General features: G+C 44.7%; 19 protein-coding genes. 10 read left to right on the top strand and 9 right to left on the bottom strand.

What is annotated here, in order from left to right; all coding sequences use genetic code 11:
• Positions 1–172 precede the first annotated feature (172 nt).
• The 5 genes from carB to A1D16_RS10430 all read left to right on the top strand — a co-directional run bounded on the left by carB (position 173) and on the right by A1D16_RS10430 (position 8,555).
• Positions 173–2,998 carry a carbamoyl-phosphate synthase large subunit gene (carB, locus tag A1D16_RS10450; protein WP_290709309.1) on the top strand — a complete coding sequence of 942 codons (2,826 nt, stop codon included), beginning with the start codon at positions 173–175 and terminating at the stop codon, positions 2,996–2,998.
• A 175-nt stretch (positions 2,999–3,173) separates the two neighbouring features.
• Positions 3,174–3,818 carry a nitroreductase family protein gene (locus tag A1D16_RS10445; protein ID WP_290709308.1) on the top strand — a complete coding sequence of 215 codons (645 nt, stop codon included), beginning with the start codon at positions 3,174–3,176 and terminating at the stop codon, positions 3,816–3,818.
• 58 nt (positions 3,819–3,876) lie between these two features.
• Positions 3,877–5,946: a ComEC/Rec2 family competence protein gene (locus A1D16_RS10440; protein ID WP_290709307.1), complete on the top strand. Its 2,070-nt coding sequence runs from the start codon at positions 3,877–3,879 to the stop codon at positions 5,944–5,946.
• Between the two features lie 100 nt (positions 5,947–6,046).
• Complete coding sequence (gene purH / locus A1D16_RS10435) at positions 6,047–7,573, top strand: bifunctional phosphoribosylaminoimidazolecarboxamide formyltransferase/IMP cyclohydrolase (RefSeq protein WP_290709306.1); 1,527 nt, start codon at positions 6,047–6,049, stop codon at positions 7,571–7,573.
• Positions 7,574–7,589: 16 nt separating this feature from the next.
• A complete protein-coding gene (locus A1D16_RS10430) occupies positions 7,590–8,555 on the top strand; it encodes an EamA family transporter (protein WP_290709305.1) in 966 nt (321 codons plus the stop codon).
• On the opposite strand, the gene A1D16_RS10425 is transcribed toward A1D16_RS10430, so the two are convergent.
• The 3 genes from A1D16_RS10425 to A1D16_RS10415 are packed head-to-tail and all read right to left on the bottom strand — an operon-like array spanning position 8,534 to position 11,825.
• Complete coding sequence (locus A1D16_RS10425) at positions 8,534–9,856, bottom strand: polysaccharide deacetylase family protein (protein WP_290709304.1); 1,323 nt, start codon at positions 9,854–9,856, stop codon at positions 8,534–8,536. The two genes, A1D16_RS10430 and A1D16_RS10425, sit on opposite strands and share 22 nt — an antisense overlap.
• 2 nt (positions 9,857–9,858) lie before the next feature.
• Positions 9,859–11,241, bottom strand: coding sequence for a LutB/LldF family L-lactate oxidation iron-sulfur protein (locus A1D16_RS10420; RefSeq protein WP_290709303.1), 1,383 nt, complete (start codon positions 11,239–11,241; stop codon positions 9,859–9,861).
• Positions 11,238–11,825 carry a DUF3109 family protein gene (locus A1D16_RS10415; protein ID WP_290709302.1) on the bottom strand — a complete coding sequence of 196 codons (588 nt, stop codon included), beginning with the start codon at positions 11,823–11,825 and terminating at the stop codon, positions 11,238–11,240. The genes A1D16_RS10420 and A1D16_RS10415 overlap by 4 nt, the downstream gene beginning before the upstream one ends.
• A 67-nt stretch (positions 11,826–11,892) precedes the next feature.
• Between A1D16_RS10415 and A1D16_RS10410 the strand changes: the two genes are divergently transcribed.
• On the top strand, positions 11,893–13,158 hold the full coding sequence (locus A1D16_RS10410; protein WP_290709301.1) for a serine hydrolase domain-containing protein: 1,266 nt from the start codon (positions 11,893–11,895) through the stop codon (positions 13,156–13,158).
• On the opposite strand, the gene A1D16_RS10405 is transcribed toward A1D16_RS10410, so the two are convergent.
• From A1D16_RS10405 to A1D16_RS10390, 4 genes are all read right to left on the bottom strand, one after another.
• Complete coding sequence (locus A1D16_RS10405; RefSeq protein ID WP_290709300.1) at positions 13,155–13,832, bottom strand: hypothetical protein; 678 nt, start codon at positions 13,830–13,832, stop codon at positions 13,155–13,157. The two genes, A1D16_RS10410 and A1D16_RS10405, sit on opposite strands and share 4 nt — an antisense overlap.
• A gap of 9 nt (positions 13,833–13,841) precedes the next feature.
• Entirely contained in the window at positions 13,842–15,158 is a 1,317-nt protein-coding gene (gldE, locus tag A1D16_RS10400; RefSeq protein ID WP_290709299.1) for a gliding motility-associated protein GldE, read from the bottom strand.
• Between the two features lie 50 nt (positions 15,159–15,208).
• Positions 15,209–15,643, bottom strand: coding sequence for a single-stranded DNA-binding protein (locus A1D16_RS10395; protein WP_290709298.1), 435 nt, complete (start codon positions 15,641–15,643; stop codon positions 15,209–15,211).
• A 157-nt stretch (positions 15,644–15,800) separates the two neighbouring features.
• The gene (locus A1D16_RS10390; RefSeq protein ID WP_290709297.1) at positions 15,801–16,859 is read right to left on the bottom strand and encodes an A/G-specific adenine glycosylase; all 1,059 of its coding nucleotides are present in this window, start codon (positions 16,857–16,859) and stop codon (positions 15,801–15,803) included.
• A 167-nt stretch (positions 16,860–17,026) separates the two neighbouring features.
• Between A1D16_RS10390 and A1D16_RS10385 the strand changes: the two genes are divergently transcribed.
• From A1D16_RS10385 to A1D16_RS10375, 4 genes are all read left to right on the top strand, one after another.
• Complete coding sequence (locus tag A1D16_RS10385; RefSeq protein WP_039136824.1) at positions 17,027–17,347, top strand: HU family DNA-binding protein; 321 nt, start codon at positions 17,027–17,029, stop codon at positions 17,345–17,347.
• Between the two features lie 23 nt (positions 17,348–17,370).
• Complete coding sequence (locus A1D16_RS10380) at positions 17,371–18,219, top strand: tetratricopeptide repeat protein (protein WP_290709296.1); 849 nt, start codon at positions 17,371–17,373, stop codon at positions 18,217–18,219.
• Positions 18,220–18,252: 33 nt separating this feature from the next.
• Entirely contained in the window at positions 18,253–18,345 is a 93-nt protein-coding gene (locus A1D16_RS21705; RefSeq protein ID WP_229687964.1) for an AURKAIP1/COX24 domain-containing protein, read from the top strand.
• Positions 18,346–18,530: 185 nt separating this feature from the next.
• Positions 18,531–20,078 (top strand): Rne/Rng family ribonuclease, encoded by a 1,548-nt coding sequence (locus A1D16_RS10375; protein WP_290709295.1) that lies wholly within the window; start codon positions 18,531–18,533, stop codon positions 20,076–20,078.
• A gap of 65 nt (positions 20,079–20,143) precedes the next feature.
• Here the strand turns inward: A1D16_RS10375 and A1D16_RS10370 are convergent, their stop codons facing one another.
• Complete coding sequence (locus A1D16_RS10370; RefSeq protein ID WP_290709294.1) at positions 20,144–21,508, bottom strand: RagB/SusD family nutrient uptake outer membrane protein; 1,365 nt, start codon at positions 21,506–21,508, stop codon at positions 20,144–20,146.
• A gap of 36 nt (positions 21,509–21,544) precedes the next feature.
• Positions 21,545–24,631 (bottom strand): TonB-dependent receptor, encoded by a 3,087-nt coding sequence (locus A1D16_RS10365; protein ID WP_290709293.1) that lies wholly within the window; start codon positions 24,629–24,631, stop codon positions 21,545–21,547.
• Positions 24,632–24,885: the final 254 nt, after the last annotated feature.

Genomic DNA, 24,885 nt, shown 5'->3' with positions numbered 1-24,885 from the left:
CTCATCTATATAAAGCAGGCCTTCACCACGGTGGAGGCTTTTTTTTGTCCATCGGGTATCACCCAACCGGTAAACAGGCCGCACCAGCAGGGGCTTTGAACCCCTACAGGAAAAATAATCGGGAAAATTCCTTTCCGGGCCGTACTTTTGCGCAATTTATTTTTCCGCAACCATGCCAAAAGACAATTCCATCAAATCAGTGCTGATCATAGGATCAGGACCCATCATTATCGGACAAGCCTGCGAATTTGACTATTCAGGAACCCAGGCTGCCCGTAGTTTACGGGAAGAAGGAATCAAAGTGATCCTTATTAATAGTAATCCGGCTACCATTATGACCGACCCCATGATGGCCGACCGGGTTTACCTACTCCCGCTGACGGTGGAAAGTATCGAACAAATTCTTGAAGAAAACCAGATTGACGCTGTGTTACCCACAATGGGCGGACAAACTGCCCTTAACCTGGCGAAAGAAGCGGAGGACCTGGGAATCTGGGAAAAATATGGCGTACGCCTTATTGGTGTAGATATTAAGGCAATTGATAAAGCGGAAGACCGCGAAAAATTCCGGCAATGGATGATTAGCATGGGGGTTCCGGTTGCCACCGCTAAAACCGCTAACAGTTTCCTGGAAGGAAAGGAGTTTGCCCAGCAAATCGGCTTCCCGCTTGTTATCCGTCCGTCTTTTACCCTGGGTGGAACAGGCGGCGGTTTCGTGCATGACAAGGATGATCTGGATGAAGCGCTGAACCGCGGACTACAGGCCTCCCCCATTCATGAAGTACTGGTAGAACAGGCCGTGCTGGGTTGGAAGGAGTTTGAGCTGGAACTACTGCGTGATGCCAATGATAATGTGGTGATTATATGTACCGTAGAAAATTTTGACCCAATGGGTGTTCATACCGGCGATTCCATTACTGTGGCTCCGGCAATGACCCTTTCAGATACCGCTTTTCAACTGATGCGGAATACGGCCATCGCCATGATGCGCGACCTCGGCAACTTTGCAGGCGGATGTAATGTTCAGTTTGCGCTGAACCCTGCAACGGAAGAAATTATCGCTATTGAAATCAATCCGCGGGTAAGCCGCTCATCTGCGCTGGCATCCAAAGCAACGGGTTATCCCATTGCAAAAATTGCAGCCAAGCTGGCTATCGGGTATTCACTCGACGAACTGGAAAACCAGATCACCAGAAGTACTTCCGCCTATTTTGAGCCGGCACTGGACTACGTTATCGTAAAAATTCCCCGCTGGAATTTCGATAAATTCAAAGGTGCGAATGATACGCTTGGTCTCCAGATGAAAAGTGTTGGAGAAGTAATGGGAATTGGCCGGAGTTTCACTGAGGCCGTACAGAAAGCCTGCCAAAGCCTGGAAAACAACGCGGTTGGATTAGGGTATTATGGTAAAAGCCAGATGCATGCCGAAGAGCTGATCGAATATATTAAAACACCGAAATGGGATCGCATCTTCCGCATTAAAGATGCTCTCATGCTGGGAGTAAGTATCAATACCATCGTAAAAGCAACCAATGGCATTGATCGCTGGTTCCTCTATGAAATACAGAAAATCGTAAACATGGAAAAGGAGATTGCCAAATACAAACTGGCAACCATCCCCATGGACCTGATTCGCGAAGCAAAAATTCATGGCTTCAGTGATGAGCAGATTTGCCGCATTATGCAGGACGGTCATGAAGATGATTTATACGCTAAACGCAAAGAAGCCGGCATTCGCCGGGTATTCAAAATGGTAGATACCTGTGCTGCAGAATTTGAAGCAAAAACACCTTATTTCTATTCCACTTTTGAAGAAGGTGGTGAAAATGAAAGTAAAGTAAGTGATAAGAAAAAAATAATCGTATTGGGATCTGGTCCGAACAGAATTGGCCAGGGAATTGAGTTTGATTATTGTTGTGTACACGGCTTACTGGCTATTAAAGAATCCGGGTTTGAAGCTATTATGGTGAACTGTAATCCGGAAACTGTTTCTACCGATTTTGATATTGCGGATAAACTTTATTTCGAACCCGTTTTCTGGGAGCACCTGTGGGAAATTATTGAGCACGAACAACCCGAAGGCGTAATTGTACAGCTGGGCGGACAAACAGCGCTTAAACTGGCGGAACGCCTGCATGCAAAAGGCATTAAAATCATCGGCACATCCTTCGATAATATGGATATCGCCGAAGACCGGGGCCGCTTCAGCGATATGTTGAAAGAGCTCGGCATTCCCTACCCCGATTATGGAACCGCATTTGATGTGGATGAAGCCGTTGAAGTTGCCAATCGGGTAGGTTATCCGGTATTGGTGCGGCCTTCCTATGTACTAGGTGGACAAAGAATGCGGATTGTTATCAATGATGAAGAGGTGGAAAAAGCCGTGGTGAGTCTGTTGAAACATATCCCCGGTAACAAGATCCTGATCGACCATTTCCTAGACCGCTGCCAGGAAGCGGAAGTGGATGCCATATTTGATGGTGAAAACTTTCATGTAATGGGGGTGATGGAACATATTGAGCCGGCAGGGATCCACTCCGGCGATTCGAATGCCGTACTACCCGCCTTTAACCTGACACCGCTGGAAGTAACTACACTTGAATATTATTCTGAGAAAATTGCACGCGCACTGAATATCAAGGGACTTATCAATATCCAGTTTGCTGTGAAAGATGGGAAAGTATATGTAATTGAAGCCAATCCCCGGGCTTCCCGTACAACCCCCTTTATCGCAAAAGCTTACCAGATCCCTTACCTGAACGTGGCTACCAAAGTAATGCTGGGGGTGAATAAGCTAACCGATTTCAAATTTGAGAAAAAACTGAAAGGGTTTGCGATTAAAGAACCGGTATTCAGTTTTAACAAATTCCCGGGCGTGAATAAGGAACTCGGTCCGGAAATGAAGAGTACCGGTGAGGCAATCCGTTTTATCAAAGACCTTCGAGACCCCTATTTCAGGCAATTGTATAAGGACCGCTCTATGTACCTGAGTAAATAAACGGCATATGCTGTTGACGAAACCCCTGGCCTCCTGGTTCAGGGGTTTTTTGTGCTGGTAGCAGACCTGTCAATGCCTGGCCGTTCCTACTGCCGAAACGGCAATTTTGGCAGGCCGCTAAACCTGGAATGATGTTTGAACATTGTACATACAATTAAAATACTAAAATCAGTATATGAGTTATTTAGATCAACTGAACTGGCGATATGCGACCAAACGATACAATGGTCAACCGGTGCCTGCGGAAGCCTTGGAAAATATCCTGGAAGCCATTCGCCTGGCACCTTCCTCACTTGGCTTACAACCTTTTGAAGTATTGTTAATAGAGGATAGAGCGATCAGGGAAAAACTGGCACCCGCTGCATTTAACCAGCCACAGATACTGGAGAGCGGGGCACTATTAGTGTTTGCAGCCTGGAAATCCGTAACAGCCGCGCAGGTAGATGCCTATATCAACAACATGGCAGCCACCAGAGAGGTACCGGTAAGTTCGCTGCATGAATTTAAATCGATGATTGAAACTGCAGTCAGTGCCAAAACACCAGAGCAGTTATTCCAATGGAATGCCCGCCAGGCCTACATTGCCCTAGGTTTTGCAACAGCTGCCGCTGCGCTCGAAAAAATCGACAGCACCCCCATGGAAGGATTTAATCCTGCCGCGGTGGATGAAATACTGGGCCTGGCACAAAAGGGAACCAGCGCAGTACTACTGCTGGCACTTGGTTTCCGGGATGAAGAAAAAGATAAATTGGCCAGGGCACGGAAAGTTAGACGGTTAGACGTCAGACACATGTCTAAGAGCGTTCTAACACCTGTCTGACACCTAAACGGGTGTAAAAACCCTTGACCCACCGCCCCGTAAACAGTAGTTTTCTGAGATGCAGAAAACTGCCCACCCCTGGATAGCAGCCCCCTTTGTAAGGCTGGTAATACCGTTTTGTGCAGGTGTCCTTACGGCTCCACATGCCGCGCAAATAGGCCTGCAAACCGGTGGTATAATCCTGCTGATCCTGCTGGGAACCGCCACCGGTTTGCACATAATGATAAAAAAACAGGTACAGTCAGCTCCCTCGCTCTTTGGGACTTGCCTGTACCTGTTATTATTCTGCATGGGGCTACTGCTGGCCCTCCAACAAGATCAACGGCGTCAGCCGCACTGGTTCGGACATCAGGCAAAAGACATCCTGCTATTGGTTGCACAACCGGAAGCCCTCCCCTCACTCGGTGCAAAATCTGCCAGGTTTACGATGCAGGTTAAATCACAGGTCCTAAAAAATGGACAACTTCATTTTGCAAGCGGTAAGTTCCTGCTATATACGCCCTTAAACCAGGCCGCTTCCCTCCAACCCGGATACCTCTATCTCCTGCCGGCAAAACGCTTGAAAGCCCTGATCTCCCCCGGTAATCCGGGTAGCTTTGATTTCGCCGCCTTCAACCGTAAGAAAAACATATTCCACCAGCTTTATCTGGATAGCAGCCAACTTATTGAATACCCGCCCTTTACCACCAACAGCATAATTCATTGGCGCACTAAAGCAAAACTGGCTGCACTAAATGCCATGGATAAAACCATCCAACAGCCATACAACCAATTGGCAAAAGCATTGCTAATCGGCTATCGCGAAGAATTGGATGATGATTTACTTAACACCTATTCCCAAACTGGGGTAATTCATGTAATTGCAGTTTCTGGAATGCACCTGGGGCTCATTTTTTTGCTCCTGCAAAAGGTACTGGTGTTCCCGGAAACCCGCTTTCCCGCCTTCAAATGGATAAAATTCCTGCTGGTGATATGCCTCACCTGGTTTTTTGCCGCAATAACAGGAAGCGCCGGCTCCATTATCCGTGCTGCCACTATGTTCAGTTTTATACTTTTCGCTAAACTGATCCGGAAACCAGTTGTGATTCTTCAGTCCATTTCACTTACCGCCTTCCTATTACTTCTGTTAAACCCTTACTGGATATGGGATACCGGCTTTTTGCTCTCCTTTGCTGCACTTATAAGTATAGTATTGTATCAACCTAAAATTGCCGCCCTTGCTGAACCAGCGCACCCGCTCCTGAAACTCATTTGGGAGCTTATAGCTGTAACCCTGGCCGCTCAGGTCCTGACACTCCCGCTCTGCATCGCATTCTTTCACCAGGCCCCGGTATATTTTCTACCGGCTAATCTGGTGGCCGTGCCCTTATCCAGTTGTGCGTTAATCGGAGCCCTTATACTCTGGATCAGCCAGCTCATTGGCATTTCCCTTCCGTTGATCGGCCTGCTTACTTCCTGCCTGCTAAGTTGGATGAACCAGGGAATTGCACATATAAGCCAGCTACCCGGAGCGGTAGTGGAGGAAATAAACTGGACCATTCCGCAGGTACTAAGCGCCTACCTGATCTTATTTTTGTTCAGTGGCTGGCTGAAAAAACCTTCTTTCCGACTGCTTTGCTTCGGGCTGGTTGCCTGCCTCTTATTTGTGGCGCTTGAAGCCAGCCGGCAATATCGGCAACAAAAGCAGGAAGTCCTGCTCATATACCACCTGCCCGGAAAATCTATAACAACCGTTATCAGCGGCAGAAAAAGCTATTTTTACCTGAACAGGTATTCTCCCGCCTCCCATCCTGCCCTTCAATCCGGCTTACGGTATTTTGGCTGTGAAGAAAGCAGCTATTCCACCCAAACCGTTTTCAACTGGCAGCATCAACTCGTCGGAGTTCCGGCTAACCAGCAAGAATTAGGAGCTATCCTGGCACTCCGGCCCACTTATCTGGTGCTCACCAAACAGGTCAACAGCCTTCAGCCCCTTCTTATTTCACCCAAAAAGTCTCCCTTTGTACTATTGGATGGATCAATTCCCGAAAAACGTGCAAACACCTGGTCGGGCCTTTTGCAGGCAAGCGGAATAGGCGTTCACAATACCTGGCAAAACGGAGCTTTCTGCCAACCCAGCAGGCCGTAAAACCCCAATCCTTTACCGGAAAAATGAATCCTAAACCGTAGCTTTGCGCCTTCTATTGAAAATTTGCCTGCCCCATCTTTAAACAGTTAATTCCATTGGTATGAACAAGAAGATTCAGTCTGCATTGATCTCCGTTTTCTACAAAGACGGATTAGAACCCCTCGTTCGTCTGCTGCATGAACAGGGAGTAACCATTTATTCAACGGGTGGTACCCAGCAATTCATTGAAAAACTGAATCTTCCCTGTGTTCCGGTGGAATCTGTAACCTCTTATCCATCCATCCTCGGCGGACGGGTTAAAACCCTGCATCCCAAAATTTTCGGAGGTATTCTTGGAAGAAGGGCCAATGAGCAGGATCTGAAGGAAATGAAGGAGTTTGAAATTCCGGAGCTCGACCTGGTAATTGTTGACCTCTACCCATTCGAAGAAACGGTTGCCAACACCAGTGATGAATCCTCCATTATCGAAAAAATCGACATTGGCGGCCCCTCCATGATCCGCGGCGCGGCAAAAAACCATCGCGATGTAGTAGTTATAGCTTCCAAACAGGACTATAGCCTGCTGGAGCATATGTTACGCGATCAAAACGGTTCCACCACGCTGGAGCAACGTCGTCATTTCGCCGCAAAAGCATTTGAAGTATGCGCGCATTATGATGTAGCTATTTCTCATTATTTCACTCCGCAGCAGGATAGTTATTTTCTGGCTTCTGTTCCCAATCCCAAAATCATGCGCTATGGCGAAAATCCGCATCAGCAGGGGGTATATTTTGGTCAACTCAACGAACTGTTTAATCAGTTGAATGGTAAAGAACTTTCTTATAATAACCTGGTGGATGTGGATGCTGCAGTTCAACTGATCCGTGAATTTCCGGCGGCAGATACCAAAGAGTTCACTTTTGCCATCATAAAACACACGAATGTTTGTGGTATTGCTGCCCGATCTACCGTTAAAGAAGCCTGGGACGCTGCGCTTGCAGGAGATCCCGAAAGTGCTTTCGGCGGAGTATTGGTTTGCAACGGCACGATCGACAGTACCACGGCAAACGCCATCAATGAAATCTTTTTTGAAGTATTGATTGCTCCCCAATACGAAGAAGCTGCCCTCGATATTCTCAAAACCAAAAAGAACCGGATCCTTTTACAACAGAAACAGGCCGTTAATAACAGCTACCAATACAAGTCTATGTTAAACGGCGTATTGATGCAGCAAAATGATGAAGGTAATTTCGAAAAATGGGAAGAAGCAGGTGGCCGTCCGGCTACCGAAAAGGAAAAAGCCGATCTGGCATTTGCCAACCTGGTTTGTAAACACCTGAAAAGTAATGCCATCGCACTGGTAAAAAATAAGCAACTTATTGGAAAAGGATGTGGACAAACCAGCCGGATTGATTCACTTCGCCAGGCTATTGAAAAATCAAAACAGTTTGCATTTGATCTGAAAGGGGCCGTATTGGCGAGTGATGCATTTTTCCCCTTTAATGATTGCGTTCAACTGGGGCATGAAGCGGGCATTGAAGCCTTTATTCAGCCAGGAGGTTCTATCCGCGATAAAGATTCCGTGGAGTATTGCCAGCAAAACCAGTTAGCCCTGGTAATGACCGGCATGCGCCACTTCAAACACTAAACTATTTATTCCCCGATTGGCAAAACTGCTGGCAGCTATGAACCCGTTGGCCCTTCATAAAAAGGGTACCCGTGCCAAAGCATTGTTTGCATTGGCAGCGGTCAGTTTTTTATGGGGTACAACCTGGGTGGGTTCCAAGGCAGGTGTACAATACATGCCTGCCCTGCAACTAGCCAGCATTCGGCAATTGCTTGGAGGAGCCTTTTATATAATATTCTTCCTTTTTAAGGGAAGGGCATTTCCGAGGGGAAAAGAATGGTGGCCCATCCTGATCCTGAGTTTTCTTAATTTTTTTCTTAGCAATAGCTTATCTACCTGGGGCGTCAAGTATATTTCAAGCGGTTTAGGTGCCATCATCGGTGCCGTATTTCCACTCTGGCTGGTGATTATTGCCCTGATAGCAGGTAATTCGCAACTGACCGCAAAATCCATTATCGGCTTTGTACTTGGTTTTCTAGGGATCTGTATTATTTTTTACGATCACTTGCACGACTTTCTGAATCCCGGGTTCAGACTGGGCATTTTTCTTTCTGTATTAGGTACATTATGTTGGGCATTCGCCACCCTCTATACTAAAAAGCAGGTGCTTGCCTTTAATCCCTACTTCTCCATCGGATTGCAAATGATGATTTCAGGAATCGCCTTATTTGGCGTAACCCAAATAACAGGGGAACATATCCCGATTACAGAAATTCCCCTGCCTTCCTGGATCGCCATATTATACCTGGCCATAGCAGGATCCGTACTGGCTTTCATTGCCTATTTGTATGCCCTGCAACACCTGCCCACCGAACAGGTGTCTATTTATGCATACATTAACCCAATCGTAGCATTATTGCTGGGTAGCTGGCTGTTTAATGAAAAACTGAATGGATATATTCTGATAGGCGGATTGGTTGCATTGGTGGGCGTATACCTCGTAAACGAAGCTTTCCGGAAAAAAGCAACTAACAGGCCTGATCAGCCGGTGGCATCCCAGTAAGCATCTTCTTTCATAAAGATCTCGTACAACTCTCGCCAGCCTTTAAACTGCGGATCGGTTCCTAAAAATATATTGTGCCAAATGGTAATAAAGCAACCCCTTACTTTTTTTACAGCTGCATAATATTTCATCAGTTCCGTATAACCTTGTTGCGGGCTGAGTTGTTGCTCAAAAATGGCATTGGCATCCATAAAGCAAAAGGGGTAAATCCGTAAAGAAGTGGGGGCATTGGTTTCCAGATTATACCAGTAAAAAGAAGAAGCTACAGATGCCCGAAACCCATTGATGGAGCCGTACCCCATGGAATAATCTTTCCTGATTCCGGCATCCAGCAAACGCTGGTAGCCGTCGGGCAGATTAAATTTGATATAATGCTGCCTGCTTTTATCTATTTCGATATCAGCCACCACTTCCAGCCACTCTTTCTCCTCTTTAAGAATGGTAGGATTGTCCTCCACACTACTTTGCCAGGAAGGGTGTAAACCAATTTTATAGACCGACGCATAATAGTTTATCATCTCCTGGAAAGGCTTATAGGAAGTAGGAATATTTTTATCCCATCCGACCTGCCTTTGCGCCACCAGGAAAAAATAAATGGGTTTTACCCGGCAGTACAAATGCAGGGCATCGAGCCACTCATAGGCATCGTAAGGATCGGGAAGCCGCCCCCGAAGCACTTTCCAGCGTTCGATTGCCTGAGCGTATGATCCCTGCAAAACAGACCGCAGGGCGCCTCCCAGGTTGCGCCACCAGGGTTTGCCCCGGTAACTGTATAACATATCAATATCATAAGTTGGAATAAAACGATAGCTGCCTCTCCGAAATATTGCCGCAGGAAATAATTGCAGCAACTCCTGTTCCCATTGTTGCAACCATTCGTTTACCAATGGACGGTCCAAAAAACCTTCTTTAAAAGCGAGTGAACAACGGTGCGAAAACCGGCCGTATTCATCTTTCTCATGCGGCAGGTATTCTTCATACCTGGATAGTAAATAGAAGATTGCTGCAAACAAATCAAACCCGGCCCCTTGTCCGTTTGCAAAAAAAACCGGCAATTCCTTCCAGGCACCCATGTTGACGGGCTGGCTGGCGATTCCGGTTTCTTTTAATAAACCATGCGGATAAATCTGATAATTCGGTTCCTGAAAAACAGTTTCGCTGTAATTGATCCGTACACCCTCATAAAAACGGAATACCTCCGCATCGGTACAAACCACGGCCTTTTCAAACAAGATCTCCTGACTGATAAAATCAATCACATAGGAAAGTCTTGGAGATGGTTCAGGGCAGTATATCAGCATGCTTAGTCCGTTGGGTGTTTATCGCGCCAAAGCTGGTTAAACGATTTTTCCGGGAAATGCAGATCGGATCGATGTGCATTCCATCCTTTTACCACCCGGTTCACCACCCAGTCTTTCATACCTGCCTTTCCTTTGTTCATCCATTTGCGCTGCATCATGGCAAATTTCCAGCCTTTCCAGGCAATTTTTTCGGCAAAGGGACTGAACCCTTCCTGTACGGCTTCGGCGCGATTTTCCAACAAAAGCTCGTGTAGGTTGATCTTTACCGAACATACTTCCGTGCAGTTACCACAGAGCGAGGAAGCATGACTCAGGTGTTTCCATTCCTCCATGCTTTTGAGATGAGGGGTAATAACGCTGCCAATCGGACCACTGTAGGTAGTACCATAAGCATGTCCACCGATATTCTTGTAAACCGGACAGGCATTCAGACAGGCTCCGCATCGGATACAGTAAAGACTTTCCCTGGTTTTGGGATTGGCTAGCAGATTCGTTCGGCCATTGTCCAGCAGGATAACAATCATTTCATCCGGACCATCTTTTTCACCCGGTTGCCTGGGCCCGCTCACAATAGAATTATAAACCGTTAGCCACTGACCAGTACCGTAGGTAGCCAGCAAGGGCCAGAAAATTGCAAGATCCTGGACGGAAGGAATCATTTTTTCTATGCCTACCACTACTATATGCGTAGATGGCCAGGCACAACTTAACCGGGCATTGCCCTCGTTTTCTGTAACGGCAATGCCACCTATATCGCTGATCAGGAAATTGGCACCGGTTACGCCAACTTCGGCTTGTATGTATTTTTCTCTGAGCCGGGCACGTGCTTCCAGCGTCAGTTCCCTCGGACTAAGACCAGGTTCTGTTCCGAGCTTTTCTGCAAAAAGCTTGGCCACATCCTCCTTGCTTTTATGCATAGCTGGGGTAACAATATGATAAGGCGATTCTCCATCCAGTTGCTGAATATATTCTCCCAGGTCTGTTTCAACGCTTTCGATGTGATGGGTTTCCAGAAATTCATTCAATTTGATTTCTTCGGTAACCATGCTTTTACTCTTAACCAGGGTTTTGCAGTTTTTCTCCTGGCAAACGCGGAGAATAGCGTCCCTGGCCTGTTCGGCAGTTTCTGCCCAGATCACTTTCCCTCCTCTTGCAGTAAAGTTTGCTTCAAAATTTTCAAGTTGCTGATCCAGGGTTTCAATAGCCCGCCATTTGATATTTTTTGCCCTTTCCCGGGCAAGTTCCAGGTCGCTATACTGGAGTTTTCCCTGTGGAACCACGGCATTATAGCGGCCAATATTAAAATTGATTTTCCGGCGATGGTCCAGATCGGCAGCTTTGATTGTGCTTCTGGCCAGGAAGCCCGATTTATTATCTGTACTCATGCCGGTTTGTTTTTTCCATGGTATTGCTGGTAATAGGCATCTAATCCCTCATAATACTCGGGGCCATATTTTCGAATCAATGCTTCTTTCAGAAACTGGTAAACCGGTACTTTTAATTGTTTTCCCAAAACACAGGCCGGGGCACACAAAAGTTCACGGGGTTCATAATTTAGCATATCGTATTCTTTTCCAGACTTGATACGGATCGGGAAAAGATGGCAACTGATCGGTTTTTTCCAGCCGATACGACCGTCGTAATAGGCCTGTTCGAACGCACATTTCAGAATCCCTTTTTCATCATGGTATCCATAAGCGCAGATACCCCCATTTACGGCGGGGGTAACCCACCCGAACTCCTTATCGTACTGGTAGCGACCCACCCGTTCAATTTCTCGGATACCGTCTGCATTCAGGTAAGGTTTTACGATTTCATAGACTTCGTTAATTATATCCAGCTCTTTTGTTTCCAGCGGAGCTCCCGTATCACCATCCTCGCAACAGCCACCTTTACATTTGGAAAGATCGCATACAAACTGTTCTTCCAGCACTTCATCGCTCACCAGGGTATGTTCAATAACAATCATGCGTGCATTTTGACAAAGTTAATTCTTCGAAAAATTAATAGTATCTTTTTTTAATAAATCAGGGTATATGAAACAGCCATTTCTGCTTTTATGCCTACTAATCGGGCAATTGGCATTTTCGCAATCTGCCACCCTTTCCTCCCAAAAAGGCTTTTCATCTTCAGCAGCTGCCCGCATAGATACCCTGCTGAAAGAATATATAGATAGTCAGTGGATAGCCGGGGCTACTGCCATTGTTGTAAAAGACGGGCAAATTGTATACCATAAAGCATTTGGCACCAGTAACCTGGCTACGAGGGAGAAAATGCGAACAGATCATATTTTCCGGATCGCCTCTCAAACAAAAGCAATAACCAGTATGGCGGTGCTGCTGTTGCTGGAGCAAGGTAAATTGATGCTGGATGACCCGATCGAAAAATATATTCCTGCTTTTTCCCGAACAGTTGTACTGGATAAATACAATGAAGCAGATACCAGCTACAGTACTAAACCCATGAAGGGCAAAATCACCATCCGTCAATTACTGACACATACATCCGGTATCGGCTATGCTCAGATTGGTACAGCCACATACCAGGCAATTGCCAGCAAAGCGGGGGTATTTGCGCAAATTGGCATACCCGATGCGTCGCTGGAAGACCAGGTGAACAAAATTGCGGCCCTGCCACTGGAATTTCAACCAGGCGAACGATTCTCTTATGGGCTGAACAGTGATGTACTGGGGCGGTTAGTGGAAGTAGTTAGCAAACAATCACTGGCTGATTTTTTCAGGACAAGAATTTTTGAACCGCTTGGAATGAAAGATACCTGGTTTTATTTACCTGCAGATAAACACAAACGACTGGTGGCGCTACAGGGAGAAGATTCGCTTAAGCACGTAACTACACTTGAACCCCTGCTTGATTTTGGCGGTGTAAAAATGGACATCAATTACCCCAATAAAGCCGGCAGGCTCTATTCAGGTGGCGGCGGGCTTGTTTCTACCGCTTATGACTATGCGTTGTTTATGCAGCTATTCCTGAATAATGGCAGGGCAAACGGGAAGAGGATCCTCAGTCCTAATTCAATAAAACTAATGACCTCGAACCAAATAGGCCATTTGAAATCCGGCTATAATTCCTTTGGGCTGGGTTTCGGTATTACCTCGGTAGAAGAGTCACTCAAATACGGCGTATCTCCGGGAAGTTTCGACTGGGGCGGAGCTTTCAGTTCCTCCTATTGGATAGATCCGGTAAAAAAAATCGCTGCACAACTGTTTATCAACCAGTGGCCCAACAGCCATGGAGAGGTACACACCAAATTTAAAATCCTGGTAAACAGTGCAGTGGATTAATTTTTCCAACGCAGGGTATTGATAAGGTGCTTCAGGTCTTCTTTGAGAAAATTATTTACGGGTCGCAGTGAATCTTCATTAGGAGCCGCATCGAAATACAGGGCGCCTCTCAAAAAATGCCGGGTACTATCGGTTAAAAGAAATTGATTGGCGGTAGCTGTATTGCCGCCGATTCGGAAATAAATACCATCTATACCGTTGGAAGAAACAAACGCACTATCGTCAATAGAACTGGCTTTATAGGAATGTTTGAAAGACAGGGTATACGAGCCGTTTAATAGTTTGTCGAAGGTATTTACCCCCAGAGAATCTTTGTATGTACCATTGCCGCTCTGCACTTTGTACCTGGCCTTACCACCGATCTGGTTATAACTAATATAAATGCGTCCGTTAAGGGAAGGGATATCAATATTTATCCAATAGGGGTTTTCAGGCTGTTCTTCAAAATAGGTACTATCCTGGCTGATAACTCCATAGCCTGGATATTCAAAACTATAGGGGAAGCCCGGCCGGTCGAAAACCTGGTAGGTATGTTCAGGAAGTTGTATTTTAAAATAACCACGCGGTTTGGGGGTGTAGGGGCTGTTGCAGCCAAGGATCGGGAACAAAGCAATGCCGATCAGCAGAAGCAGGAGAAATGCAAGCGGTTTGCCGGTAATTCGGTTCAATAACATAGGAAATGCTTAAACGGGTCGGATAGTAATTTTTACTTTTTTGATTCTGTTTCGATCGAGTTCCAGTACGGTAAACTGGAAATCTCCTACTTCAATGACTTCGTTCTCAGCAGGAATTTTTCCTGCTACTTCAAGAAGCAGGCCGGCTAAAGAATCACTTTCACCTTTAACTGTATCAAAAGTTGAAATGGGTAGGTCCATGATCTTGCAAACATCATAAATCATGGTACGTCCATCAAACAGATAGTTATGTTCATCAATCTGGCGGTTAATCGTTTCTTCGTCATCAAATTCATCTCTAATATCTCCGATTACTTCTTCCATAATATCTTCCAGGGTAACAATTCCACTGGTTCCGCCAAATTCATCTACCACAACGGCAAAATGTGTTTTGCGGTTCCTGAAATCCTGCAGGAGATCTTCAATGAGTTTTTGTTCGTGAACGAAATAAGGCTGACGCAGCAGGGAATGCCAATTGAAGGAGGCGGTTTCTTTAAGGTAAGGAAGCAGGTCTTTGGAGTGGAGCACACCCATCACTTCATCCAGGCTGTTCCGATATACCGGAATACGCGAATAATGGAGGGCTTCCACTTGTTTAATTACTTCCGGAAAAGAAGCGCCGTAACTGATTCCGCTTACATCAAGGCGGGTACGCATGATCTGTTTAACGGTTATGTTGCCAAATTTGGCAATACCGCGCATAATATTTTTTTCTTCTTCAGAAGCCGTAGCATCGTCTTCCAGTTCTTCAAACTGGCTGGTTCCGTCGTCAGAACCCAGGGATTTTTCAACGCCCTCAGACATTCCCACCAGCCATTTACTGAATCTCCGGAACAGGTAATACACAATTTCAATAAGGAAGGAGGCATCCCTGGCAAAGCGCAGGTTATTTTGGGCAGCATATACTTTGGGCAGTACTTCGCCAAAGAGGATAAGAAAAAAAGTTACGATAAGAACTTTCAAACTAAGTTCAAATACCCAGTAAATATCCTGGAGGGTCATTAGTTGATCGATCAGGAAATTTGACAACATGATGATAGCGATGTTGACAAAGGCATTCCCGATACGCATTGAACCCAGTAAAATTTTTGGTTCCTCAAGAAGATGTACGATTCTTTTCCAGGCAGCCCCCTGCTTGGTTTTAAGCATATTGATATCACGGTGGGTAAGACTGAAAAAAGCCACCATGGAGCCGGAAATAAAATAGGAAACAACCAGGAGTACAAGGATCATGATCACCAGGAAAGTGGTTCCCTGCACATTGGAAGCAAGAAAAATAAGGCTTAACACAGAATTCAATAAGGGATCAACCGATGCGTAGTCCAAAGCAGTGGGTTTTGTTTACAATAGAAGCAAAATTGCACTATTTTCTTAAATCAGAAAGGAAGATCCGGATTCGATTCCGGGGGAGCATCTGCTCCGGTAAAGCCTTCCAGTCCTTCTCCTGGACCTCCATTAAAGCCCTGACCGTGTACATCGTTCCGTTTATCGAGCATAATGAGGTTATCCCCCACCACTTCGGTAGCAAATTTTTTATTTCCTTCTTTATCCTCCCAGCTTCGGGTACGAAGCCGGCCTTCAATATAGACCAGGCTTCCTTTATGCAGGTATTTCTGCGCCAGCTCCGCCAGTCCTCTCCACAAAACAACAGTATGCCATTCAGTTTGTGAGATCAGTTTACCTGTACGATCCTTGTAGGTTTCAGTGGTTGCCAGAGAAAATTTTGCTACTGCAATATTTCCTTCCAGGTACTGAACATCGGGATCTTTACCCAGGTTTCCGATCAACATCACCCTATTAACGCCTCTCATATTGTTCCATTTGAGTTTATAATCGTCTGCTACCTGTTCGGACTCTTTAAAATTAATTTTTTTTCATTGGAAAACCCGCTTTTCAGCTATATTAAAGCAGTTTTAACCTTCGCCGGGCGGGTATACCCCAACCGGTGCTAACCAACCGCTGAAGAGCTTATAGTTTGGGTGAGAAGGCCGTAATAAAGCGGGGGAAGGCAAGTTTGGACAATTCCTGGGGCGAGCGCAATTGATAACCCGTAGCCGGTGACAGCGGGGCGGTAAGGTCAGCCGTAATAAAACGCCCGGTAATAGTTTGGTGAGAAAGCTGCTGTTTTACTTCCCCGGAAAGCTGTATTTTTTTCAGTTTCACCGGTCCTACTGCGTTTTTAAGCAGTTTAACATAGGTTTGGGGGTCATCATTGAGCTGCGCCGGGCTTTCGACCAGCACCCATTCATGCAGGTCCTGCCAGATATCATTGCCCTGCCGCTGCCGGACATAAAATGCTCCTTTCCAGTTGAGCAGGAAATAGTAAAAATAGCGGGTACGGCGTTGAATGGATTTTTCTTTAATGGGCAGCTCTGTCACCACGCCCAGCCTTAATGCCTCACAATCAGCTTTTTGAATACAGGAACTGCAGAGCGGTAATTGGGGCTTACAGATTACCGCACCAAAATCCATGATAGCCTGGTTATAGGCACCAGTACCTTGGTCGGGCAGTAAAGAATCAGCAAGCAAGGCATATAATTTTTTTCCGGCGGCACTATCAATGGGTGTAGTTATGCCGAAATAGCGGGCAAGCACCCTGAAAACATTCCCATCCAGCACGGCTTTGTGCTCACCAAAGGCAAAGGAGGCGATGGCAGCAGCGGTGTAAGGCCCTACCCCTTTGAGCTGCAACAGGCCCTGGTAAGAGGACGGAAATTGGCCTTTATTTTCGAAAGCAACCCATCGGGCGGTAGCCAACAGGTTCCTGCACCGGCTATAATAACCAAGTCCCTCCCAGTATTTGAATACTTCGCTGTCTTCCGCGAGGGCTAAATCTCGCACGGTTGGAAAGCGATTTATGAATTTTTCATAATATGCAAGTCCTTGTTCCACGCGGGTTTGCTGCAAAATTATTTCGCTCAGCCAGATTTTATAAGGATCTGTTTCCCCTTTCCAGGGCATCTGGCGGGTATTAAATTGCTGGTTCCAGTCCAGCAGGTTTTTGGTAAACTCAGGCAGGTTCTTCACAATGTTGGAAAAATATTTCAATTTAATTCAAAATCAATAAATTGCATAAGAGTTGCACGGATTAGAAGTTTATTTTATATTAACAAAACAAAACCGCATTGTTGTGGAATCCGGGTTAACTGGCCAGCATTCCGCCACTTGACAAAAGATTCAAAACAGGTGTAATTATGAGAAAGGCCGACCTCATCAATCAAATTGCAGAAAAAACCGGCATCCCCAAGGTGGATGTGCTGGTAACCCTGGAAGCAATGTTCAAAGAGGTGAAGGATGTGTTATCGCAGGGAGAGAACATTTATATCCGCGGGTTTGGCAGCTTTATTACCAAGAAAAGAGCTGCTAAAATCGGGCGTAACATTAAAAAGAATGTTGCGGTGGAAATACCCGAACATTTTATTCCCGCCTTCAAACCTGCCAAAGAGTTTGTGCAGGAGGTTAAAAAACTTAAAACTGTTAAGGAAGGGCAACCAAACCCCGACGAAGAGATGTAATTTTGCTGCCTTAATTACTTGATTTGAAAAAGCAGCAAATAATTGTAGTGGGAGGTGGTGTGGTACTACTAGTGGTACTGCTCCTGTTTGGCAATATGAAACCGCCGGTAAAAGCAGGTACGGGTGCAACCGCGTCTGTACCAGTCGAAAAGTTTGATATTCAAACAGTTATAAAAGGCGCAACGGCCAATTTAACAGAAAGTCAGCAAGCTTATGTAAACGGGCTCTCGGAAGCTGTTGTACGGGGCGATGTAAAGGAGCAAAAAATCAAGAATTACAGGCAGCTGGCCAGCTTCTGGAGTGACACTGCCAGGGCGTTTATTCCTTTCGCATATTATACGGCAGAAGCTGCCAAGTTGGAAAATTCTGAAAAAAGTCTCACATTTGCAGCCCGAATCTTACTGGATAATCTACGCGGAGTAGATCAACCGGGTTTAAAAACCTGGCTGGCCAGTGAGTCGAAGGAGTTATTTGAAAAGGCAATTGTGTTGAATCCGGGCAGTGATTCGCTGCAGGTAGGGTTAGGAAGTACTTATATATTTGGGGCTTCCGCTGAAAATCCGCAGGCTGTAATGCAGGGAATTCAGAAGATCCTGGAAGTGAGCAGAAAAGATTCAACCAATTTGTATGCGCAGAAAATGTTGGGCATCGGAGGTATTGTTTCCGGTCAGTACGACAAAGCGGTAGAACGCCTGGAGAAGGTAGCCGAGGCTGAACCACATGATCTGGAAGTATTGCTGATGCTGGCCGAAGGGTATGAGCGGAAAGGAGATAAAGCGAAAGCCAGCAATTGGTATGAGCGTGCTGCCGAGCATATTCAGAATCCGGCTTTAAAAGCAGAACTGGAAAAGCGCATTAAGCAACTGAAATAGTTTGAATTGTTAACATTGTAAATAGTACTGAAGATGCCTTGTGGTAAAAAAAGAAAGCGTCATAAGATTGCGACGCACAAACGGAAAAAAAGATTGAGAAAGAATCGTCATAAGAAGAAGAAATAATTTCCTTCTTTCAACGCCTTTATATAAAGCCGGAATGAACTAACTTATTCCGGCTTTATTCCCTTTCAGCTGTTCGTTTTACGTGGTTGTAAGTGATTATTGCAAATTCTCAACAACCATCGTTCCTATCAAACACGGCTGAGTTCCTTTTGGTGAGATTGGACTGATGTTAAAAGATTACTCGCTTGAACAAGGAATTAATTATCAACTCGGCACCACAGGGTGTAGAGATAGCTCTCCTGGAAGACAAAAAACTGGTAGAACTGCACAATGAAAAAGCAGATGCCAGTTTTGCGGTCGGGGATTTATATTTAGGAAAGGTACGGAAACTCATACCTGGTTTGAATGCTGCATTTGTGGATGTAGGATTCGAAAAGGATGCGTTTTTGCATTATACGGATCTTAGTCCCTACGCCAAATCCCTCCTCAAATTTACCCAGCAATCCATTGCAGACACCAATGGCAGTTTTGACTTCGGAAAATTCGAAGTGGAGGCTGAAATCGTAAAAACCGGTAAAATCAACGAAGTATTGGGCGGAAAGCCCAATGTACTGGTGCAGATCCTGAAAGAGCCTATAGCTGCCAAAGGTCCGCGTTTAAGTTGTGAGATTTCTCTACCGGGCAGATTTGTAGTGATTACCCCTTTTAATGATGTGGTAGCGGTTTCCCGTAAGATTCATTCTGCTGATGAGCGCAAGCGCCTGCAGAAGATCATAGAAGCTATTAAACCTAAGAATTTCGGGGTAATTGTACGTACTGCAGCAGAAGGCAAGAATACGGCAGAATTACATGAAGATTTACTGGCGCTGGTAGAAACCTGGAAAACCATACAGCAGAACCTCAGAAATGCGGTTGCCCCGGCAAAAATTCTGAGTGAGCAAACCAAAACAACCAGTATGTTGCGGGATCTGCTCAATGAAGATTTCAACCGGATAGTGGTAAATGACCGGAATCTTTACAACGATACCAAAACCTATATACAGCGAATTGCCCCGGACAAGGCCGATATTGTATCTTTTTATCATAATGGAGCGCCGATATTTGATCAATACGGGGTTACCAAACAGGTAAAAGCGGCTTTTGGTAAAACAGTAAATCTGCCAAGTGGGGCTTACCTGATCATTGAACATACTGAAGCACTGCATGTAATTGATGTAAACAGTGGGTATAAAAGTGTCAGCAACAATCAGGAGCAGAATGCGCTGGAAACCAATATGGAAGCGGCAGAGGAAATTGCCCGTCAGTTGAGGTTGCGTGATCTGGGAGGAATAATTGTGGTAGACTTCATTGATATGAAGTTACCAGAGAATAAAAAGAAGCTGATGGATGCCATGGAAAGCATGATGAAACCCGACCGGGCCAAACATGCTGTTCTTCCCATTTCAAAATTCGGATTGATGCAGATTACCCGGCAGCGTATGAAGCCGGAACTGAACATCAATACCATGGAGGTTTGCCCAAGTTGTAATGGCACAGGAAAAATTTCTTCGTCCCTGGTGTTGGAAGATGAGATTGAAAAGAACCTGAACTACCTGATTACACATAAACACAGTAATCTTACCCTTGCGGTACACCCGATTATGCATGCCTATCTTACCAAGGGTTGGATATTCAGTAAATTCTGGAAGTGGAAACGTCATTTCAAACAAAATATCAAACTACAGGCCAACACCAACTATCATCTCACTGAGTTTCATTTTTTTGATGCACACGAAGAGGAGATTAAACTGTAGAAAACTCTTTATAAAAAAAGCCGGCTTTTGAAAAGCCGGCTTTTTTTATAAAGAGATCACCTGTATTAATCGTATGCTTCGTTTTGTACCAGGTTTTTATTCACATCCATTTCTCGCTGGGGAATAGGCAGAATCAGCAATTCTGAATTCCAGGGTCTTCCAGACCAGTTACTACGGGTTCTTTTCGCATCAGATAGGCCTTGACCTTCAAATGCAAGCTCCAGAAAACGCTCATTAAGAATGTTTTGGAGTGTAGCCGCTGCAAGTGGCTCAAGTCCTGCACGCTCACGAATTTCATTTACATCATCCAGTGGTGTAGCACCAACGGTAGTGTTCAGACGAAGGTTAGCTTCGGCGCGTGTCAGGTACATTTCGGCAAGCCGAACAACCGGAACGTTCCCAAAGATGTCGAGATGTTTTTGTGTATAGAAGTTTGCACCCACCTGCACAAAGAATTCACCACGTACATCATTTTCCTCATACTTGTTAATGTGTGCGCTTAAAATTTTACTGTCTCCGCGGCCGCCGGTACCTGCTAAACCGGTACTAATTCCAAAATAAGTATTCAGACTGTTGGCCCCATCCTGCTGTGTAACTGTCATGGAAAAAATATATTCCGCAGGATTTGCTCCACCATTGTTCATGTAGAGATACCAGAGGTTTCTGAAATTAGTTTCCAGTTGATACTCTCCGCTTGTGATAACCCTGTTGGCAGCGTCTCTTGCAGCAGCATATTCACCCTGCATCAATGCAATTCTTGATAACATTGCAGCGGCAGCTCCTTTGCTGGCAAAAATAGTATTGCTAGCAGGCAATAATGTTTCTGCACGAGTCAGGTCCGTGATAATTTTTGTGTAAACCTCAGCAACACTGTTTCGTGAAACATAGTTTTCTTCCGTAATTCCTGTTGTTGGTGTCAACACCAGGGGAACACCCGGATTGGTATTATTATCACCATCACCCCATGTTTTTGCATACAGTTTTACCAGTTCAAAATAGAGAGCGCTCCGTATAAACAGCGCTTCTCCTTCAATTCTGTTGCGCTCATCTTCTGAAGAAGTTACTTTGTCAAGTGCTGTCAATACATTGTTGATACGATTTATCGTATTGTAAGCAGCCTGCCAGGTATCGCGTGCAAACGTATTTTGAACGGTAATTTCCAGTGCATGAATATCAGCTAAACCGGCGAAAGTTCCGGTAAACAGAATATTATCGGTGTTACCCAGCAATTCATTCATTACCTGAATATCACCTCCGTATAAGGTTACCGATTGCAAACCATCATAGGCTCCAATCAGGGTTACTTTCACATCATTTTCTGTCAGGAGTGCGTTTTCCTGGGAGATGCTTTGCGTTGGACTCAGGTCCAGCTTTTTCTCACAGGCGGTCAGGAAAACCACTGCAAGACATATTGAAAGGATTCTTCTCATAATCATCTAATTAAGATTTAAAACTTCAACTAACAATTACAAACCAACATTAATTCCAAACAAAAGAGTTCTCGGCTGAGGAGCTGTGTAAAAATCATTCCCTTTTGCAATATTGGAATCGAAGTCATCAGCATTAACTTCAGGATCCCAATATGGATATTTGGTTATTGTCCAGAGGTTCTGACCACTTACATAAACGCGCAGTTTATTAAGTTTTAACCTGCTTACAACAGAAGAAGGAAGATTGTAGCCAAGGGTTAAGTTTCTTAACCGCATAAAGTCTCCGTTTACAATATAACGGCTGCTTATTTGTGCACCATTATTCTGGTATAAACGAGCTTGAGGTATTTTAGTTATTTGTCCGGGGGTAGTCCAGGCATCCAACTGATCACGTGTCTGGTTATCTTCGAAACGGAAGTTTGCAGAAGAGTAACGACCCATACCATAGATATTGATCTGGTTACCTGTTACTCCGTTAAAGAAAACAGACAGGTCAAAGCCTTTGTAAGAAAAGTTATTGGTAAATCCAAAAACCCAATCAGGGTTAGGATCTCCTGTTACAATTCTTTGAGCAGAATTATATCCCGATGCATTAACTGTTGTTTTATCTACCTGGCCATTGTTATTGGTATTGCGGTAGAATAAGGCATCTCCATTTTGAGGATCAACACCTGCGTACTCCACGGTATAGAAAACACCAACAGGCTGGCCTTCCATAACACGGTTCATGCTTCCCACACCACCTTCAATAACTTGTCCGTTAAGGTTGATAACTTTACCCTTGTTTCGGGCAAGGTTAATATTTGTAGACCACTTAAATGCGCCCGTTAAGTTCTGTGTATTTAATACGAGTTCAACTCCTTTGTTTTCCAGTTTACCAACATTCTGCACCTGAGACAGGAAACCACTGGTTGCTGGAACGTTCACGTTCAACAACAGTCCGGATGTATTTTTAACGTAGTAATCCAACTCACCACTAATTCGGTTATTAAATAATCCGAAATCAAGTCCAATATCGAATTGTTTGGTTGTTTCCCATTTCAGGTCAGGGTTAGCAATTTGCGATGGACGCTGACCGGCAGAACCCGCATATCCAGCATCTCCAATATACAAGCCTAACTGAGGGAAATTGCCAATTTCTGCGTTACCCACAATTCCATAACTCGCTCTGAGCTTGAGGAAAGAAAGCAGATCACTTTTTGACAAAAAGTTTTCTTCAGAGATGATCCAGCCAACAGATGCTGCCGGGAAATAACCATTTCTGGAATTTGTACCAAATCTTGAAGAAGCATCTCTTCTTAAGCTTAAGGATAACAGGTACTTATCATCAAACTTATAATTCACCCTTCCAAAATAAGAGAGGAATGAAAATTCTGTTTGAGAGGAACTACCATCTGATTTAGTAGCAGCACTAGCTATTTTCTGATAAGCATTGGAGGGAAAATCACGGCCTTCTACAAAACTGTAGTTTGCTCTTGATTTTTGAAACTGCATACCCAGAACGGCTTCGATATTACTTTTACCGAACTCTTTGGTGTAAGAGAAGTAGTTATTGGTGTTGTAATTAAATACAAATGTAGAACGGTATTCTCCAACACCATTTGGCGCAGAAGTATTTCTGTTATTTTCTTTTCCCCAATACCCTTCTTCTTGCTGTGCAAGTAAATCCAGACCAAATTCAGAACGGAAATTTAATCCGGGTAAAATTTTAGCCTGTGCGTATGCATTAGAGAAATTCCGGTAACTCTGTTGAACGTAGTTAGCGTATTGAATAGAAATAAATGGATTGAAATAAAGCGTTCTGAATTCGTCACCTGGAGGTGTACCAGTTAATAATCCGGTTTCAGGATCGGTAAATGGCGTAATATTCGGTAATGCAGATGCCTGTACAGGATTGGAGAATGCATTATCACCCGGCAAACGACGGGTAGTGGTCCTGGATAAGCTACTTGTAAATCCAACATTTAACCAGCTGTTAGCGGTATGATCAACCGTTAATCTACCTGCCAATCTTTTCAGGTTATTTCCAACAATGGTTCCGATTTGATCCAAATACTGCATAGATGCAAAAAATTTGGTTTTATCCGTTCCTCCATTGATCTGAAAATCAGCCTGGTTATAATTTCCTCTGCGAAATGCTTTATCCTGCCAGTCATAGTTTGCGGTAGAAGTTTCTGACCATTCTCCAAAACTGTTGTAATCCAGAAAACTACGTGCGTAGGAAGTCCAGCTATCCGGATCATTCGGATCAATTCCACCGATATTATCACGATAACCGGCGGATTGAAAAAACATACGTGCATATTCCTGGGCATTTAAAAATTCTACCCGACGGGTAGCTTCCGCAACACCCGTTTGAAAATTTGCTGATACATTAGTTCTTCCGGTTTTCCCTCTTTTGGTAGTTATCAGTACTACGCCGTTAGCAGCACGAGAACCATAGATTGCTCCGGCTGCCGCATCTTTCAGCACTTCCATTGATTCAATATCATTCGGGTTAAGATCAATAAGGGGGTTCATTGCACCACCATAGGAGCTCTGGTCGTCTGATGTGATGGGAACGCCATCCAGTACATACAGGGGCTGACTACTTGCACTAATTGATGAATTACCACGTACCCGAACAGTTACAGCCTGACCAAGTTTTCCAGACTGCGCGTTTACATAAACACCGGCAGCTTTACCTTGCAGCGCCTGGTCAACACTAGGTAATGGAAGGTTCTCAATATCTTTAGACTTAACCCTGGAAATATTTCCGGTTAATTCCCGTTGTATCTGAGAACCGTAACCTACTACCACTACCTCGCTTAAGGCATCATTACCTGTAGTTAAGCTAACTGATACATTATCAGTTATAGCTACTTCAGTTGATTGAAATCCAACGGAAGTAATTACAAGCGTTTTGGCAGTGGAAGGAACTGACAATCTGAACGTACCATCTACCTCGGTAGAGGTTGAGATAGTAGTACCCTTTACAGTAATGGTAGCACCTACCAAAGGAGTACCATCCGTCCGATCCGTAATTTTTCCTGAGATTTGCCGGTTCTGCGCCTGCACCGTCAGTGCAGTGAAAAGGAGCAGGAGACTCCAGATCCAACCGGAGAGGTTTTTTGTTGCAGCCATATTCACGTGTGTTAGTTTTGCCAAATATATTGGCGGTTAAGAGAATGTTAAACTAAAATAACTGTGTTTTTCTAAAGTTTTTATTTGATTATTAAAAGAATAATCCGGCGAAATTCCGATTTTTTGTTAATAAAATTCAAATTCCTTCAAACAAGACATGTTTTACCCGCCATTCTGCTGTTTGATTCTAAAAAATCTAGACTTATTTTTATATATATAATTTTTTATTATTTGTTAATTCACCAACAATATTG

Origin of the sequence: Flavihumibacter sp. CACIAM 22H1, from assembly GCF_001601815.1 — a bacterium.
Taxonomy (GTDB): Bacteria; Bacteroidota; Bacteroidia; order Chitinophagales; family Chitinophagaceae; genus Flavihumibacter.
This window is presented reverse-complemented; position numbering and strand designations above follow the sequence as displayed.